At 70.5% G+C, this 16,675-nt stretch carries 18 protein-coding genes and 1 other RNA gene; 16 read left to right on the forward strand and 3 right to left on the reverse strand.

Annotation, left to right across the window (positions count from 1 at the left end; genetic code table 11):
• Window position 1 precedes the first annotated feature (1 nt).
• From ASE15_RS10815 to ssrA, 16 genes are all read left to right on the forward strand, one after another.
• Window positions 2-862, forward strand: coding sequence for a type II secretion system F family protein (locus ASE15_RS10815; RefSeq protein ID WP_056650416.1), 861 nt, complete (start codon window positions 2-4; stop codon window positions 860-862).
• Complete coding sequence (locus tag ASE15_RS10820) at window positions 859-1,809, forward strand: type II secretion system F family protein (RefSeq protein ID WP_235534365.1); 951 nt, start codon at window positions 859-861, stop codon at window positions 1,807-1,809. Before ASE15_RS10815 ends, ASE15_RS10820 begins: the two co-directional genes overlap by 4 nt.
• Window positions 1,810-1,989: 180 nt before the next feature.
• Complete coding sequence (locus ASE15_RS10825; protein ID WP_056763767.1) at window positions 1,990-2,175, forward strand: hypothetical protein; 186 nt, start codon at window positions 1,990-1,992, stop codon at window positions 2,173-2,175.
• 1 nt (window position 2,176) lies between these two features.
• Window positions 2,177-2,581 carry a TadE/TadG family type IV pilus assembly protein gene (locus tag ASE15_RS10830; RefSeq protein ID WP_056763328.1) on the forward strand — a complete coding sequence of 135 codons (405 nt, stop codon included), beginning with the start codon at window positions 2,177-2,179 and terminating at the stop codon, window positions 2,579-2,581.
• Entirely contained in the window at window positions 2,578-3,144 is a 567-nt protein-coding gene (locus tag ASE15_RS10835) for a pilus assembly protein (protein ID WP_235534367.1), read from the forward strand. The genes ASE15_RS10830 and ASE15_RS10835 overlap by 4 nt, the downstream gene beginning before the upstream one ends.
• A gap of 65 nt (window positions 3,145-3,209) precedes the next feature.
• Complete coding sequence (locus ASE15_RS10840; protein WP_157277205.1) at window positions 3,210-3,635, forward strand: pilus assembly protein TadG-related protein; 426 nt, start codon at window positions 3,210-3,212, stop codon at window positions 3,633-3,635.
• Window positions 3,636-3,807: 172 nt separating this feature from the next.
• The gene (locus tag ASE15_RS10845) at window positions 3,808-4,458 is read left to right on the forward strand and encodes a hypothetical protein (RefSeq protein ID WP_139107718.1); all 651 of its coding nucleotides are present in this window, start codon (window positions 3,808-3,810) and stop codon (window positions 4,456-4,458) included.
• A 110-nt stretch (window positions 4,459-4,568) separates the two neighbouring features.
• Window positions 4,569-5,810 (forward strand): WxL protein peptidoglycan domain-containing protein, encoded by a 1,242-nt coding sequence (locus ASE15_RS10850; RefSeq protein WP_082608871.1) that lies wholly within the window; start codon window positions 4,569-4,571, stop codon window positions 5,808-5,810.
• A gap of 75 nt (window positions 5,811-5,885) precedes the next feature.
• Window positions 5,886-7,010: a peptide chain release factor 2 gene (gene prfB / locus ASE15_RS10855; RefSeq protein WP_056650431.1), complete on the forward strand. Its 1,125-nt coding sequence runs from the start codon at window positions 5,886-5,888 to the stop codon at window positions 7,008-7,010.
• A 226-nt stretch (window positions 7,011-7,236) separates the two neighbouring features.
• Window positions 7,237-8,091 carry a cell division ATP-binding protein FtsE gene (gene ftsE, locus ASE15_RS10860; RefSeq protein WP_082608872.1) on the forward strand — a complete coding sequence of 285 codons (855 nt, stop codon included), beginning with the start codon at window positions 7,237-7,239 and terminating at the stop codon, window positions 8,089-8,091.
• Between the two features lie 4 nt (window positions 8,092-8,095).
• Window positions 8,096-9,007, forward strand: coding sequence for a permease-like cell division protein FtsX (gene ftsX / locus ASE15_RS10865; protein WP_056650434.1), 912 nt, complete (start codon window positions 8,096-8,098; stop codon window positions 9,005-9,007).
• Between the two features lies 1 nt (window position 9,008).
• On the forward strand, window positions 9,009-10,382 hold the full coding sequence (locus ASE15_RS10870) for a peptidoglycan DD-metalloendopeptidase family protein (protein WP_056650437.1): 1,374 nt from the start codon (window positions 9,009-9,011) through the stop codon (window positions 10,380-10,382).
• 122 nt (window positions 10,383-10,504) lie between these two features.
• Complete coding sequence (gene smpB, locus ASE15_RS10875) at window positions 10,505-10,975, forward strand: SsrA-binding protein SmpB (RefSeq protein ID WP_056650441.1); 471 nt, start codon at window positions 10,505-10,507, stop codon at window positions 10,973-10,975.
• A gap of 5 nt (window positions 10,976-10,980) precedes the next feature.
• Window positions 10,981-12,900, forward strand: coding sequence for a DUF2207 domain-containing protein (locus ASE15_RS10880; protein ID WP_056650443.1), 1,920 nt, complete (start codon window positions 10,981-10,983; stop codon window positions 12,898-12,900).
• 142 nt (window positions 12,901-13,042) lie between these two features.
• Window positions 13,043-13,456: a hypothetical protein gene (locus ASE15_RS10885; RefSeq protein WP_056650455.1), complete on the forward strand. Its 414-nt coding sequence runs from the start codon at window positions 13,043-13,045 to the stop codon at window positions 13,454-13,456.
• 126 nt (window positions 13,457-13,582) lie between these two features.
• Window positions 13,583-13,951: a transfer-messenger RNA gene (gene ssrA, locus ASE15_RS20370) on the forward strand.
• 89 nt (window positions 13,952-14,040) lie between these two features.
• On the opposite strand, the gene ASE15_RS10890 is transcribed toward ssrA, so the two are convergent.
• The 3 genes from ASE15_RS10890 to ASE15_RS10900 all read right to left on the reverse strand — a co-directional run bounded on the left by ASE15_RS10890 (window position 14,041) and on the right by ASE15_RS10900 (window position 16,641).
• The gene (locus ASE15_RS10890; RefSeq protein WP_157257580.1) at window positions 14,041-14,418 is read right to left on the reverse strand and encodes a hypothetical protein; all 378 of its coding nucleotides are present in this window, start codon (window positions 14,416-14,418) and stop codon (window positions 14,041-14,043) included.
• Entirely contained in the window at window positions 14,411-15,382 is a 972-nt protein-coding gene (locus ASE15_RS10895; RefSeq protein WP_056650459.1) for a DUF4349 domain-containing protein, read from the reverse strand. Before ASE15_RS10895 ends, ASE15_RS10890 begins: the two co-directional genes overlap by 8 nt.
• Before the next feature lie 212 nt (window positions 15,383-15,594).
• Window positions 15,595-16,641 carry an LLM class flavin-dependent oxidoreductase gene (locus tag ASE15_RS10900; RefSeq protein WP_056650462.1) on the reverse strand — a complete coding sequence of 349 codons (1,047 nt, stop codon included), beginning with the start codon at window positions 16,639-16,641 and terminating at the stop codon, window positions 15,595-15,597.
• Window positions 16,642-16,675 lie beyond the last annotated feature (34 nt).

The raw sequence follows: 16,675 nt of genomic DNA on the forward strand, positions 1-16,675 counted from the left end.
CATGGGGGTCGTTGTCGGTCTGCTGTTGGGCGCGGGGCTCGTCTGCCTGTGGTCGTCCTGGTGGGAGCCGCGCCCTCGTGCGCCGCGGGAGGCGGACGGCTGGTCCGTCCGTACCCAGGACGCCCTGGTGCAGGCGGGGCTTCCGGGTGTCTCGCCTCGAGCGCTCGTCGCCGGGAGCGTGGGAGCAGGGCTCTTCGTGCTAGTCGTCGGGCTCGCCCTGACGCGCGCTCTGCCGATCGCCGCGTGCTTCGCGCTGTTCGCCGCTCTCGCGCCGGTCGCCGTGGTGCGTTCGCGGGCCCGACGTCGAAGGACGAGCCTGCGGGACGTGTGGCCAGAGGCCGTGGACCACCTGGCGTCGGGAGTTCGTGCGGGCCTCTCGCTCCCGGAGGCCGTGGGGCAGCTCGGCGAGCGCGGTCCTGTCGAGCTGCGGGAGCCGTTCGCACAGTTCGCCCAGGACTTTCGGGCTTCCGGCCGGTTCGGTGACTGCCTGGACGCGCTCAAGACACGGCTCGCAGACCCGGTCGCGGACCGGATCGTCGAGGCGCTGCGCATGACCAGGGAGGTCGGTGGGACCGACCTCGGGAGGCTCTTGCGCACGCTCGCCCTGTTCTTGCGGGAGGACGCGAGGACGCGTGGTGAGCTCGAGGCACGGCAGTCGTGGACGGTCAGCGGCGCGCGGCTCGCGGTGGCCGGTCCTTGGGTCGTCCTCGCGCTGCTGGCGACCCGGCCCGAGACCGCGCAGGCCTACAACTCGATGCAGGGGGTCGCGGTCCTCGGGGGAGGAGCCGTGTGCTCGCTCGTGGCCTACCAGCTGATGCGAAGGATCGGTCGCCTGCCCGAGGAAGCGCGGGTGCTGCGGTGAGCGGGGCGGACGGTTCCGGGCTCTTGTGGTCCGGGGCGACGGTCGGCGCCCTGTTCGGGTGGGGAGTCCTGGTGATCTCCTCCCGGCTCCGGGCGCGGCGGGTCCGGCTCGACGAGCGGGTCGGTCCGTACCTGAGGCTCCACGGCGCGACCTCGGGACTGCTGGCGGAGACGTCGTCGGCGAGCAGGCTCCACACGGTCGACCGTGTCCTCGGGCTGAGGATCGCGGCGGCGGGCCGGCTGCTGGAACGGTTCGGCTCCTCACGCTCCGAGGTGCGCCGTCGTCTCGACCGGGCCGGCTCGCAGGAGAGCGTGGACCAGTTCCGAGCCCGTCAGGTCGTCTGGGGGGCCGTGGGCCTCGCCGGGGGCCTGGTCGTTGCGCTCCTCCTCGCGGCCACGCGGGGGTCCTCGGTCGTCGTGCTCCTCCTGCTGGTGCTCCTCTGCGGGGTCGGCGGGCTGCTGTCCTGCGATCAGATGCTCTCGCGTCGGATCGCTCGGCGCGAGGAGCGGATGCTCAGCGAGTTCCCGACGATCGCCGAGCTGCTCGCCCTGTCGGTCGGAGCCGGAGAAGGGCCGGTCGCGGCGATGGAGAGGGTCGCCACCAGCGCGCACGGCGAGCTCTCCGTCGAGCTCGCAGCCACGCTGTCAGCCGTCCGGTCCGGGGTTCCCCTGGCCCGCGCGCTCGAGGACCTCGCCGACCGGACGACGCTCGCGAGCCTGACCCGGTTCGCCGAGGGGGTGGCGGTGGCCGTCGAGCGAGGAACGCCTCTCGCGGAGGTGCTCCGAGCCCAGGCCCAGGACGTGCGCGAGGCGGGAAGGCGAGCACTCATGGAGTCCGGCGGACGCAAGGAGGTCCTCATGATGATCCCGGTGGTGTTCCTCATCCTTCCGGTGACGGTCGTCTTCGCGGTCTATCCGTCGATCGTGACACTGCAGATCGGGCTCTGAGCGTGGGGCCGGAAGTGCTGGCATGCCGGCGGGGCACCACCTCGGGCGCCGCGGCGGGTGGTCGTGCGTCGCACCGGCCCGCGGCCTTCGAAAGACCGCCGACATGAACACTCGTCCTGGACGACCGTCCAGGTCAGGATCCGAGAAGCGAACGATCAGGGAGCAGCGGTGGAGCAGCAGGTGAAGGACTGGACGAGCAGGCTGGTGCGACGGGTCTCGGGCCGAGGGACAGAACGGGGTGACGTCCCGGGGTGGGTCCTCGTGACGCTCATGACGGCAGGGCTCGTCATCGCCCTGTGGGCCGTGGCCGGTCCCGCGCTGACCAGCACCTTCAGCGACGCGATCAGCAGCGTGAGCGGGCCCTGAGATGGGCCGGGACGCCGACCTGGGGGGAACGCGAGGAGCGGAGGACGGATCTGCCGTCGTCGACTTCGTGCTGGTGTCGGTCCTCGTGGTCGCGCTCCTCCTCGGCGTCGTGCAGGTGGTGCTCGCACTCCACGTGCGCGCCGTCGTGATCGACAGTGCTGCTGAGGGAGCGCGCCTCGCGGGGCGGGCGGACCGCACCCCCGCGGACGGTGTCGAACGCACGCGGCAACTGATCGATGCCGCGCTCTCCGAGCGGTTCGCCCAGGACGTGACCGCACGTGAGGTCGAGCTGGAGGGCCTGCCGGTCGTGGAGGTGACCGTGACGGCCCCGTTCCCGGTGGTCGGCCTGCTCGGCCCGGCCGGCACGCTGACGGTGAGCGGTCACGCGCTGGTGGAGGAGCCGTGAGATCCCGGGCCCGCTCGGCCCGCGAGGGGTACCCGCGCGGGGTCTCGAAGGTCGTCGAGCGACGGACCCGCCCACGGTCGATCCCCGACGACCGGGTGAATTCTGGTCATCAGGCCGCCGCCCGAGCGCGCGGCGACGAAGGGAACGCGCAGGTCGAGTTCCTCGGTGTGGCACTTGTCCTGATTCTCCCGGTCCTGTACCTGGCACTGACTCTCGGCCGGATCCAGGCGGCGACCTTTGCGGTCGAGGGCGCGGCGAAGGAGTCCGCTCGGGCGTTCGTGACAGCGGACTCGGTGGCCGAGGGGCAGGTACGGGCGGCGGTGGCCACCTCGCTGGCGCTCTCCGACCAGGGTTTCGATGACGTTCTGCCCTCGGAGATCCTCGAGCTCTCCTGTTCCAGTGACCCCTGCCTCGCTCCGGGGAGCGAGGTCGTGGCGGTCGTGCGATACGACGTCGGGCTGCCCTTCGTCCCCTCGGGGATCCGGTCCTGGGTCCCGCTGTCGATCCCGGTCCAGGCCGTGCACACCTCGCCGGTCGACAGCTACGCGGGGGCTCGGTCGTGAGGCGTTCCTGTGGTGCCCCCGGACGAGGGCGTGCGCAGGAGCGAGACGGCGAGAGCGGCCAGATCATGCTTCTCACCAGCATGTTCGTCGCGTTCGCGCTCGTCCTGGTGGCCGTGGTCGTCTCCGCGTCGGAGGTCCACCTGGACCGCAAGCGGCTGTTCGACCTGGCCGACGCCTCTGCTCTCGATGCCGCCGACGCGATGCCCGCCGAGGCCGTCTACCAGGGAGGTCTGGCGGACCCGGTCGAGGGGGCGGTCCTGGTCCTGAGAGACGCGGACGTCGAGTCGTCCGTCCGGTCGTTTCTCGTCGCTCACCCGGCCACGCTGGCAGGGCTCGACGACGTCACGATCGTCGAGGCCTCCACGCCGGACGGGCGTACGGCGACAGTCCGGCTGGCGGCACGGTCGCGCCCCGTTCTTGTCAGCTGGGTGACGCAGCTCTGGTCTGATGGCATCATCGTGCGTGCAGAGTCCAGTGCGCGAGCTTGGTGATCCACCCTCCCTTCCCGAAAAAAGTGTCGGGCGAGTGAACATGATTGAGTTAGCGCTAACACGATCGTTAACTTTCTTAACGAAAGGTGCGACTTTTGACTGGGGGCTGCCAAAACCGCCGGTTCGCCGCTATGGTGATCCGGTCCGACACCCTCCAACGACGGAGACTTACATGAATGCACGTGCAAGGAAGCAGTGGATCGCTGGCGGAGCGCTCAGCGCGATGCTGCTCGGGACCATCGCGATGGCGTCGTCGGCCGCGGCCGACGTGAACCAGGACGAGGACGTTCAGATCCAGGTCTCGGTCACCCCGGTCGGAGCGCTCACGCTCACGGTCGCCAACCCGTCCGTCACGCTGAACGAGTCCACCAGCGACGACATCTGGGCAGCGGGCAACCGTGAGTTCACGGGCACCCTCGACGGCGTCAGCGTCTCCGACGACCGCAACGACGTGGGTGCCGACGCAGCCTGGAACGTCAGCGGCCAGGTGAGCAACTTCGTGGCAGCCGGCCTGCCGGAGATCGACTCCGCCAACCTCGGCTGGGTCCCCGAGCTGACCAACCCGATCCCCGGCGACTTCAACGTCACCCCGGGCCAGCCGATCGCCGGTGAGCTCCAGGAGGTGCCGGACACCGAGGGTCCCGGTGGCGACTGGCTCACGGGCGGTGTCCAGGTCGGCGACCTCCTGGTCTCGTCCGGTTCGTCCGCCGAGGCCAACGGCCAGACGTTCGGCGTCAAGGCCGGGCTCAACCTGACCGTGCCGAAGAGCACCCCCTCCGGTGCGTACGCGTCGACGCTGACGCTGACGCTCATGGAGAGCTGACCGCTTCACGCGATCAGTGTCACGGACGGTGACGACACAGGGCCGGCGGATCTCCGTCGGCCCTGTACCGTCTCCGGAGCAGGTAGACCGTTCGAGGATGATCGGAAGTCGTGGTGAGCAAGGAAGTGCACAAGGTGTCCGGCGCGGGATCTCGGCCCGTGGTCTCTCGTCGTGCGGGCCGTCTCCGCAGGAGCGTCCTGGGGCTGAGCGCTCTGCTGCTGGCACTGGCCGGCGGCCTCGGGGCGGCGCAGGCTGACGAGAAGAATCCCGGGGAGATCCGCTTCTCGGTCACGACGGCGACGCCCGAGGGGCCGGACGAGCGTCGGATCTTCGACTTCGTCGCCGAGCCGGGGGAGCAGATCCAGGATCAGGTGGCCGTCTCGAACCACGGGGCCGGACCGGTCACGTTCACGATGGTCACCAACGACGGCATCTTCACACCCATGGGCAAGTTCGACATCCGTACCTCGGACCAGGAACCCCAGGACTCGGGCGGGTGGTTCGAGGTCCAGCCGACCGTGGACGTGCCCGCAGGGGAGACCGTGATCGTGCCGTTCACCGTCACGGTCCCCGAGGGCGCGACCCCGGGAGACCACCCGGCCGGCATCGTCGCGACCGTGACGTCCGCGTCCACCGCAGCGGGTCCCGGCGTCGGCGTCGAGAGTCGCGTCGGCGTGCGCGTCAACCTGCGCGTGCCCGGGGAGGTCACGCCCTCGCTCGCGCTCACGGACGTCAAGGCGACGTACGAGCCGTCGTGGAACCCGTTCGCCCCTGGTTCGGTGCGGGTCGCGTACGGCGTGACCAACGACGGGAACCTCCGCGTCGGGGCCGAGCAGCAGGCGCACGTGTCCGGCCCGTTCGGCATCGGCGACACCACGGTCGACCGGGGGACCGAGGGCGTCGAGGAGCTGATCCCGGGGACCTCCCGCTCGACCGCGTTCGCCGTGGCGGGGATCTGGCCCGTCGGACCCGTGACGACCGAGATCACCGTGACTCCTGTGCCCGTCAGCACGGGAGGGGCCGTGGACATCCCGGTCGAGGCTCCGTTCGAGCCCGTCACGGTCACCGTGACGACCTGGGCGATCCCGTGGGTCCAGATCCTCCTCCTCGCCGCGGTGGCCGTCCTGGTGATCGGTCTGCGCGACAACCGCAAGCGCAAGAAGCAGCGCCTCGAGGCGCTGCTCGCCAAGGCGCGCGCCGAAGGCCGCGCGGCGGCCGGGACAGGCGACGTCGACCAGGAGCAGGGCGGTGCGACCGCACCCGCACCGACGGCGCCCGCGACGTCCTCGGCCGGGAGCACGGACCGCGGCGACACCGCCGCCGGAGCCGACGCTCCGTCGTCGGGCGCGTGACGTGCTCGGTGCTCGGTGCCCGCCACGGCGGGCACCGAGCCACGTGAGCCCCCGCGTCGCGTAACCTAGACGATCGTGGCCACCATCGACTTCCCGCACGAGATCCGCGCCCTCCGTACGACGCTCGGCACCATCAGCGCCGTGAGCAACCCGGACGCGCTGCGCGTCCAGATCGCGGAGCTCTCGGACAAGGCGTCGGCTCCCGACCTCTGGGACGACCCTGACGCCGCCCAGAAGGTCACGACGGCCCTCTCGCAGACGCAGTCCGAGCTGGACCGCATCACGAACATGGGCGACCGGATCGACGACCTCGAGACGCTCGTCGAGATGGCGAGTGACGCCGACGTCGGCGATGCCGACAGCGCTGCGACGCTCGCGGAGGCGGCCTCCGAGCTCGAGCAGATCCGCAAGGACCTGGGCGCGCTCGAGGTCAAGACCCTCCTCTCGGGCGAGTACGACGCCCGCGAGGCCGTCGTGACGATCCGTGCGGGGGCAGGCGGCGTGGACGCGGCCGACTTCGCCGAGATGCTCATGCGCATGTACCTGCGCTGGGCCGAGCGCCACGGCTACCCGACCCAGGTCCTCGACACGTCCTACGCGGAGGAGGCGGGGCTCAAGTCCGCGACCTTCGAGGTCAAGGCCCCCTACGCGTTCGGCAACCTGTCGGTCGAGGCCGGCACGCACCGCCTGGTGCGCATCTCCCCGTTCGACAACCAGGGGCGTCGTCAGACGTCGTTCGCCGCGGTCGAGGTCATCCCGCTCATCGAGCAGACGGACTCGGTCGAGATCCCCGAGTCGGAGATCAAGGTGGACGTCTTCCGCTCGTCGGGCCCGGGCGGCCAGTCCGTCAACACGACCGACTCGGCCGTGCGCATGACCCACATCCCCACCGGGATCGTCGTGTCGATGCAGAACGAGAAGTCGCAGATCCAGAACCGTGCCGCTGCGCTGCGCGTCCTCCAGTCGCGCCTGCTGCTCCAGCGCCAGGCCGAGGAGAGCGCGGCCAAGAAGGCCATGGCAGGCGACATCAAGGCGAGCTGGGGCGACCAGATGCGCTCCTACGTGCTGCACCCGTACCAGATGGTCAAGGACCTGCGCACCGAGTACGAGGTCGGCAACACCTCGGGCGTGTTCGACGGGGACATCGACGGCTTCATCGAGGCCGGCATCCGCTGGCGACGGGGCGCCGAGCAGGCCTGACGCCACGCGCCGGGGGTCGGGCCGGGCCAGAGCGCCCTGCCCCGGCCCCGGCGGGCCCAGCACCTGATCCCGAGCCGGCCTCACCGCGGGGCCGCCACCATCGCGAACCGTGCCCGATCCGGGCGAGCCCGGCGTGTCAGCGGTGTCAGCCCTGCGGGGCGTGCCTACTCTCGTGGGCGACCAGCGAACGAATTCGCTTCCCCCACCGAGAGACTGGTCAACAGCTGTGATCCGATTTGAGAACGTCTCGAAGGTCTACGCCCGCGGCGCCAGGCCTGCCCTGGACGACATGTCCGCAGAGATCGAGCGCGGTGAGTTCGTCTTCCTGGTCGGCGCGTCCGGCTCCGGGAAGTCGACGTGCCTGCGCCTGGTGCTGCGTGAGGAGCGGCCCACGCGGGGCAAGGTGTTCGTCGCGGGCCGTGACCTCTCGACCCTGTCGAGCTGGAAGGTCCCGTCGCTGCGTCGACAGATCGGCGTCGTCTTCCAGGACTTCCGCCTGCTCCAGAACAAGACCGTCTTCGAGAACGTCGCGTTCGCGCTGCAGGTGACCGGCAAGCCGCGCCACACGATCGCCGTGACCGTCCCCGAGGTCCTCGAGATGGTCGGACTGCAGGGCAAGGAGAAGCGGCGCCCGCACGAGCTCTCGGGTGGTGAGCAGCAGCGCGTCGCGATCGCGCGGGCCTTCGTCAACCGGCCCTCCATCCTGCTCGCCGACGAGCCGACCGGGAACCTGGACCCGAACACCTCGCTGGGGATCATGAACCTGCTCTCGCGCATCAACGGCACGGGGACCACCGTGGTCATGGCGACGCACGACTCGGGGTTCGTCAACCAGATGCGTCAGCGAGTGATCGAGCTCGCCTCGGGGGTCGTGGTCCGGGACCAGAAGGACGGCGTCTACGGCGCCGGCGTGCCGCTGTCCGACGACGACGCCCTGCGCGAGCCGTCGGGTCACCTCGCGGGGCGGGCGGGATCGCACCTCGGCCCGCGCACGACGACGCTCGTCGCCCCGGGCGAGGACGTCACCGAGCGGCCCGGCGAACCTGAACCAGCCCAGTCCTCCAGCCGCGGGGAGTGGTAGCCCGGTGCGCGCTCAGTTCATCCTCGCCGAGATCGGGTCCGGTCTGCGTCGCAACCTGGCGATGACGATCTCGGTCGTCCTCGTGACCTTCGTGTCCCTGACCTTCGTGGGCGCCTCGGCGCTGCTCCAGATCCAGATCGACAAGCTCAAGGACGACTGGTACGACCGGGTCGAGGTCTCCGTCTTCCTGTGCCCGATCGACTCGCCCAACCCGACGTGTGCCGGGGGCGAGGCGTCGCCCGAGCAGATCGAGGCGCTCGAGGGAGTGTTCGCGGGCGAGCTCGGCGACGAGGTCGAGACGGTGTTCTTCGAGACCAAGGAGGAGGCGTTCGCCGCCTTCCAGGAGCGGTTCCCCGACGGGTTCAACGGCACCCAGCTCACGGTGGACGACATGCAGGCCTCGTTCCGGCTCAAGCTCACCAACCCTGAGAACTACGAGGTCGTCAACGACGTCGTCACGGGGCGGCCGGGGGTCGAGGACGTCGAGGACCAGCGACGCATCTTCGACTCGCTCTTCCTCGCTCTCAACCGCGCCTCGCTCATGTCGGGCGGGTTGGCGGTCGTGATGATGCTCGCCGCGGTGCTCCTCATCACGACGACGATCCGGTTGTCGGCCATGAGCCGGCAGCGCGAGACCGAGATCATGAAGCTTGTCGGGGCCTCCAAGCTCTTCATCCAGCTGCCGTTCATCCTGGAGGGGGCGATCGCCGCGGTCACGGGTGCGCTCCTCGCCGTCGGCGGCCTCTGGCTGGGGGTCAAGTACCTGGTCACCGACTGGTTGCAGAGCTCCGTCAGCTGGATCGCATACATCTCCGAGACGGACGTGCTGCGCATCGCGCCGCTCCTGATCCTGATCGCATTCGTCCTGGCGGCCATCTCCTCGGTCGTCACGCTCAGCCGCTACACGAGGGTGTGACATGTCCCAGCTGACCCGACGTCTCGCTGCTGCGGGAACCGCCCTGATCCTTCTCCTCGGGACGGCGGTCGTCGCGACCGCCGACGACCTGGACGACCAGCGTGCAGCGGCCGAGCGTCGCCAGTCCCAGGCGCAGCAGGACCGTGAGGGCCTCGAGTCGCAGCTCGAGGGCACCGACGCCGAGCTCGCGCAGGCGATCCTCGACCTCCAGACGATCGAGGCGCGTCTCCCCGTGGCGCAGGCAGAGCTCGACCAGGCCGAGGCCGAGCTCGAGCGCACACAGCGAGAGGCTGCGCAGCTCGCGGTCAGGCTCCAGGATGCGCAGGTCGAGGAAGCGGCCATCAACGAGGAGATCCAGGAGTCCGCGGGCAAGGTGAGCACCGCGAAGTCGAGCATCGCCGAGATGGCCCGGCAGGCGTACCGAGGGCAGGGCGAGGTGAGCGGGCTCGGGATCGTCACGGGCGCGCAGAGCACCGACGACTTCATCGAGCAGTACGCGATGTCCTCGACCGCGGCGCGTACGCAGGCCCGTACCCTGACGGACCTGCAGGAGGCCGAGTCGATCGCGCGCAACCGCGAGGCCCGCCTGACCGCGATCCGCGAGACCATCGCCGACCTCAAGGTGCAGGCCGACCAGAACGTCGTCGCGGCCGACGCTGCCCGCAAGGCCGCAGCCGACCGGAAGGCCGAGATCGAGGGCCTGATCGTCGAGCAGCAGGCCAAGCAGGCCACGATCGAGTCGCGCAAGGAGGCCGCACTCGCGCAGATCGCGGCCAACGAGAAGGCGCAGGCCGATCTCACGACGGAGCTCAAGGGGATCATCGCCGCGCAGACCGAGCGCGACCGCAAGGCCGCCGAGGAGGCGGCCAAGCAGCCCCCGCCCGCGACCGGTGGCGGTGGAGGAGGTGGCGGCGGCAACTCCGGCGGAGGAGGCGGCGGCGGCGGTGGCGGCGGTGGCGGAGGCGCACCGACCGGCAAGTTCCTCGCCTATCCGACCGCGGTCCCGCACATCACGTCCAAGTACGGGATGCGGCACCACCCCTTCCTTCCGGGGGTCTACCGCCTGCACGCCGGGACGGACCTGCGCGCCTACTGCGGTACCCCGATCTACGCGGCCGCAGGGGGAACGGTCCTGTTCGCCCGCACCTACGGGGGGCTCGGCAACCAGGTCATGATCAACCACGGCACGGTCGGTGGTGCAAACCTCATGACGAGCTACAACCACCTGTCCCGTTTCGCGGTCTCGCCCGGACAGAGCGTCGCGCAAGGGACCCTCATCGGGTACTCCGGCACGACGGGGACGAGCCAGGTCTGCCACCTGCACTTCGAGGTGTACGTCAACGGCAGCACGGTGGACCCGCAGACCATGCTCTGAGGTTGAGGTAATCACCTACTGGTCGCGGGCCGAACTCGCGTAACCTGGGACGTCGCGCCGCACGGCGCGGGTGGGTCCGTCCTGGGCGCACCACGAGCACGAGCAGATCGGACGACGTACCCATGGCGAAGGAGACTGGCCGCAAGATCATCGCCAGCAACCGCAAGGCCCGCCATGACTACCTCATCCTGGACGTGCTCGAGGCGGGACTGGTGCTGAGCGGCACCGAGGTCAAGGCGCTGCGGCAGGGCCGGGCGTCGCTTCTCGACGGCTACGTCGCGGTCGACGGCGGTGAGGCGTGGCTCGAGAACGTCCACATCCAGGAGTACTCCCAGGGCACGTGGAACAACCACGCCCCGCGGCGCAAGCGCAAGCTCCTGCTGCACAAGGACGAGATCCTGCGTCTCGAGGCCAAGCTGCGCGAGAAGGGGTACACGATCGTCCCCCTCGCCCTCTACTTCCTCGACGGCAGGGCCAAGGTAGAGATCGCCCTCGCGCAGGGCAAGCGGGAGTACGACAAGCGTCAGGCGCTGCGAGAGCAGCAGGACAACCGTGAGGCACAGCGCGCCATGCGCCACCGGCAGAACCGGTGACCCGGATGCGTGCGGCGCGTGCCGCCGTCGGGCCGGGGATGCGGGCGCGCGCCGCCGCACGCGCACGGCTCCTGGGCCTCGCGGCCGTCGCGACCGCGCTGAGCAGCCTGGTCCTCGCCCCCGTCGCCGCCGCAGACGTCTCGGACCGCGCAGTGACGCGGTACGACGTCGCGGCCCAGGTCGAGCGGGACGGCACCATGGGTGTGTCGATCGACATGGACTACGACTTCCGGGGGGACGAGGGGCACGGGCCCACGCTCGTGATCCCCACGCTGTTCGAGATCGACGGCGACCCGGACCACCTGCGCCGTTACGAGGTCTCGGACGTCCGCGCGTCGAGCGACTCGGGGGCAGCGGCCGACGTCGAGGTCGAGGACCAGGGTGGGGGAGACCTCCTGGTGCGGGTCGGGTCCGCCGACCGGACGTTCGACGGGCTCGAGCAGTACACGATCACCTACACGCTGCGCGGTCTCGTGAACCCCGGCGTCGGCGCGGAGGGCCAGGACGAGATCTACTGGAACGTCCTGCCGGACACGTCCGAGATCGACATCGAGAACGCGAGCGTGACCCTCGACGGCCCCGGGGACGTGTCGCGCACGAGCTGCTTCGCCGGGCCCGGAGGATCGACCGACCCGTGCACCGCGAGCTCCGCGACCGGGACCGTCGCGAGCTTCACCCAGGCCGACGTGCCGGCCGGGACCTTCTTCACGGTCCTTGCCGAGTACCCGGCGGGAACCTTCGAGGGTGCCGAGCCGGTCGTGGTCGACCGTGCCCAGGCCACGGGCGAGCGTCCGTTCGAGGTGACCCCGGTGTCGGGCGGGCTCACCGCGCTGCTCCTCGGCGGTGGCGCGTGGTTCATGGTGCACCGCGTCCGGCAGCGCGGACGGGACGAGCAGTACCTGGGGCTGGTCCCGGGCACGGTTCCCGTGGCGGGCGACGACGCTCGCGTGGGCCCCCGCGACCGTCGGCTTCCCGTCGCCGTCCAGTTCACGCCACCGGCCGCGAGCAGGCCCGGTGAGATCGGGACGCTCGTCGACGAACGTGCCGACCCCCACGACGTGACCGCGACGATCGTCGATCTCGCGGTTCGCGGGCACCTGCAGATCGTCGAGGTCGAGGCCCCGAGCAAGCGGGGCAAGGGCGGCGACTGGCGTCTGGACCGGCTCGCCGGCCCGGACGAGGAGCTGCTCGGCTTCGAGCGCACGCTCCTGGACAAGATCTTCGCGGGGCGCGAGAGCGTGACGCTCTCCGACCTCCGCACGACGTTCGCGGCCTCGATGGCCCTCGTGCAGTCCGAGCTCTACGCCGAGGTCACGCGTCGGGGCTGGTTCCGCGCCAACCCGAGGTCCGTGCGCAACCACTGGCTCCTCGCGGGCATGGTGCTGCTCGTGGGAGGAGTGGTCCTCGCGTTGGTGCTCGGGGCGGTCTTCGGCTCGACGTGGGCCCTCGTCGCGGCCCCCGTGGCGGTGCTCGGAGTGCTGGCGCTCGTCCTGTGCGAGAAGGCGCCCGCCCGCACGGCCGAGGGGACCGCGGTGCTCACGCAGACGCTCGGCTTCCGGCGCTACCTCGAGACCGCGGAGGCCGGGCAGCTCCGCTTCGAGGAGGGTGAGGACGTGTTCTCGCGGTACCTGCCGTACGCGATCGTGTTCGGTGTCGCGGACCGGTGGGCCGGGATCTTCGCGCGGCTCGCGGCGCAGGGGCAGTCGGTGGCCGAGCCCACCTGGTACGTCGGCCCCGGCTACGGGCCGGGGATGTTCTGGGTCGGGTACTCGTCGTTCGGGTCGTCGCTGACCGCCTTCTCGGACGCGGCCACGACGTCGATCTCGGCCGCGACGCCCAGCTCCTCGGGGGACTCCGGCTTCTCGAGCGGTGGCGGGTTCTCGGGTGGCGGCGGCGGCGGGGGCGGAGGCGTGGGCGGCTGGTGACGGCCGCGTCCCAGGGCGGGTCACGAGGGCGGTCGACACGCGGGTGAGGACGTGTCGGGGGACACGCCGCGTGGGGATGCATCCTCCTGCCCGACGACGTAGCGTCGCAGGGTAGTCGACGTCACCCTGCCGAGGAGGCCCCATGGTCAAGCTCCGTCAGTACATCCCGCGCGTCGCCGCGGGTGCGTTCATCCTCAACTCCGGGCTCAACAAGAGGAACGCCGACGAGGCGACCGCACAGGGGATCCACGGCATGGCCGCGGGGACGTTCCCGTTCCTCGAGGACCAGGACCCCGTGCAGTTCACCCGGACGCTGTCCACGACCGAGATCTCCCTGGGTACCGCGCTGCTCGTGCCCTTCGTCCCGACGGGAGTGGTCGCGCTCGGCCTCGGGGCCTTCTCCGCAGGCCTCGTCGCGATGTACCTCAAGACGCCGGGGATGACGGAGTCGGACGGGATCCGCCCCACGCCGCAGGGGATCGGGCTCGCGAAGGACGTGTTCCTGCTGGGCATCGCGGGTGGTCTGCTGGTCGACGCGCTGAGCCGCAAGAAGTAGCCACGGAAATAGGTTCGCCCGCGGTGGTGTTGATCCCGTAGGCTGGTACCACTGACTCGGTGACGCACCGGACGGACGCCTCGGCGGACGGACGGGTGGAATCGGTCGGTGATTGACAACTGCATAGGGGGTGATCGGTTTCGACGGTGGTCGTGCTTCGAGGAGAAGCGGGCCGAGGATGCAGACTTATCTCGTAAACGACGTCTGCAAACCAATAGGTGCCGATTCCAAGCGCACCGACTTCGCACTCGCCGCCTGAGCGAGTCTTCGAAGTCCGTCAGCCCGGGGTTGCTCTCGCCCCGGTTCCTGGCGTCAGCTAGAGAGCCACTGCTTACGACGCTCGTCATTGGCGGCGTAGGGACTCTTAGATGACTGAGCCCGTCAGCACCTTGTCTGTGTGAGTGCTGGGGCCGAGAAAATCAACAGCAGACTGCGCCCGGAGAAGACCTGGATTTGCGTCACCGGACCGGGGTTCGATTCCCCGCACCTCCACCACGTCGCCCTCGGGCGGCGCATCACCCCAGTTGTCACTGCGAAGGGGCCGCCCGTCGGGCGGCCCCTTCGTCGTGTCCGTGGTGCGTGCGCTACCAGCTGTTGGCCGCCCAGGCGGCGTCAGCGTCCGAGCCGTCGAGCCACTCGATGCGCAGCGTCTGCTCGTCGAGCTCGAGGAGTCCGGCCTCCCAGGCGTCGGTCTCGTGCCCGCGCAGGAGGTCCACGCAGCGGTCCTGGTCGTCGCTGAAGGTGTCCGGGCGTGCCGGGTCGTCGAAGTGGACCCTCCACTGGAGGCGTTCCTCGGGATTGACGTACGTCGGGAACGAGTGGGGACCCACGGTCTCCCAGTGCGTGCAGACCCGGGTGACGAGGTGCCCGACCGGGCCGTCGGCGTCGCGCAGGCGTCCGATCCGGCGCCGGTACGTCTCGAGCCGGGCGGTTCCCTGCCCGGGCTTCGACGCCTCATCCACGGCGGTCACCGGCCTCGACGAGCGGCTTGGTCTCGTGGGGAGGGGCGCCCGGCCCCACGTCAGGGCCGGAGAGGGGCGCGCGTCCGGTGTCGGTGGGGCTCCCCCCTGCCCGACGGCGTCGCGTGCGTCGGACGACGACTCTCACCACGAGCGCGACGAGGGCCGCGACGGCGATCCAGGGGAGCAGGACCCCGAGGACGACCACGAGCCCGTCGATCGTCTTCAGGAGGGCGCTCCAGCCGCGGTCCAGACCTCCCAGGAACCCGGCGGGCCGGATCGTCGCGGCAGGGGCCTCGGCGACGACCTGGATGTGGAGGGTCGACATGTCCACCCGGTCGGTGAGCGAGGCGCGCTGCGACTGGAGGCTCTCGAGCTCGGCCTGGCGCGCGGTGAGCTCCTTCTCCGCGGCCAGGAGGTCGGCCGTGGTCGCCGCCTGCCCCATGAGGGCCTCGAGTCGCGCGACGGACGTCCCGAGGGCCTGGACCCGCGCGTCGAGGTCGATGGCCGTCGCCGTGACGTCCTCGGCATCGAGGGAGACGTCCTGTACCTCGCCCACGCCGTCCAGCGCGTCGACGGTGGCGGTGACCTGGGCTGCGGGAACGCGGACCGTGATCTGTCCGGAGGCGTCGGAGCCGGCCTGCGCCGAGTGCTCGGACCGGCTCTCGACCCGGCCGCCTGACGACTCGACGAGCTCGGCGATCGCCTGCACGGCCGCGCGTGGCTCGTCGGTGACCACGGTCAGGCTGCCGGTGGTGATGACCTCACGGAGATCACCTTCGACGGCGCCGTCGAGCTGGATACCGGCTGCCTCGGCGGGCGCCTCCGGTGCGACGTCAGCCGCGCTGTCGGCGCCCGCGGAAGCGGAGCGGGACTCGTCGCCTCCCGATCCGGTGCAGCCGGCGAGCAGCAGGACGGCCAGGAGAGCGGTCCCGAGGACGCCCGACGTGCGAGAGGAGGTGCGCATGCGACGACCCTAGGCGTGGGTTCGCCCGGAGGGTGGGGGTTCGGGCAGATCGTGACCGTGTTGTGAACTGGTCGTCACCGCACCGTCACCGGGCCTCGCGTGTCGGGCCGTGCCGGGTCCGGGAGGTCGGCTGACCCCCCGGACCTGCGGGAACGCTCCCATCCGAGAGGATCCGGTATCGGACGGCGGCTGCGCGGAGCGGTCCGGTCGACCTAGCCGAGCGCGGCCCGCACGCGGGGGGCGACCTCGGTCCCGAGGAGCTCGATCGCCCGCAGCGACTCCTTCTGCGGAACTCCGGAGAGGTCCATCTGGAAGATCTGACGGTCGTGCCCGAGGGCACCGTGCAGCTCGATGATGCGGTCGGCGATCTCCTCGGGCGAACCGATGAAGTAGGCACCTCCGCGTGCTGCGGTGGCGTCGTAGGAGATCCGGTTGGGCATCGGGAAGCCGCGCTCGGCCGAGATCTTCTTCATGTTCTGCAGGTAGTACGGGTAGAAGAAGTCCCTGGCCTGCTTGCCGTCGTCGGCGACGAAGCCCATGGTCGACACCGAGACCTCGAGCGAGGCCGCGTCGTGGCCCGACTGCGCGGCGGCCCGCCGGTAGAGGTCGACGAGCGGTGCGAACTGGGCGGGCTTGCCGCCGATGATCGCGTAGTTGATCGGGAGGCCGAGCACGCCCGCGCGCACGGAGGACTGCGGGTTGCCACCCGTGGCGATCGCGATGTCGAGGTGCTCGCCGCGACCAGGCTTGTCGAACGGCCGGGGGAGGATCACGGCCTCGTCGAGCGCAGGCCGGAAGCGGCCCGACCACGTGACGGGGTTGCCCTCGTCGATCAGGCGCAGGAGGACGATCTTCTCGTCGTAGAGGGCGTCGTAGTCGTCGAGGTCTGCGCCGTAGAGGGGATAGGACTCGATGAACGAGCCACGCCCGGCGAGGAGCTCGACGCGGCCGCCCGAGAACTGGTCCATGGTCGCGAACTGCTGGTAGACGCGCACGGGGTCCTCGGTCGAGAGGACGGTCACGGCGCTCCCCACCGTGATCTGCTCGGTCTGTGCCAGGGCCGCGGAGATCATGGTCGCGGGGGACGAGATCGCGTAGTCCGAGCGGTGGTGCTCGCCGATGCCGGCATAGTCGAGGCCGACCTCGTCGGCGACGCGGATCCGCTCGAGGACGTCGCGCAAGCGCTGGGAGACCGGCATCTGCTCGCCGGTGGTCGGGTCGGGGGCGTTGTCGCCGAAGGTGTAGAAGCCAAGTCGCATGTGTATGCAAACGCATGGAGCGGCGCCTTATTCC

Origin of the sequence: Oerskovia sp. Root22, from assembly GCF_001429135.1 — a bacterium.
Classification (GTDB): domain Bacteria; phylum Actinomycetota; class Actinomycetes; order Actinomycetales; family Cellulomonadaceae; genus Oerskovia; species Oerskovia enterophila.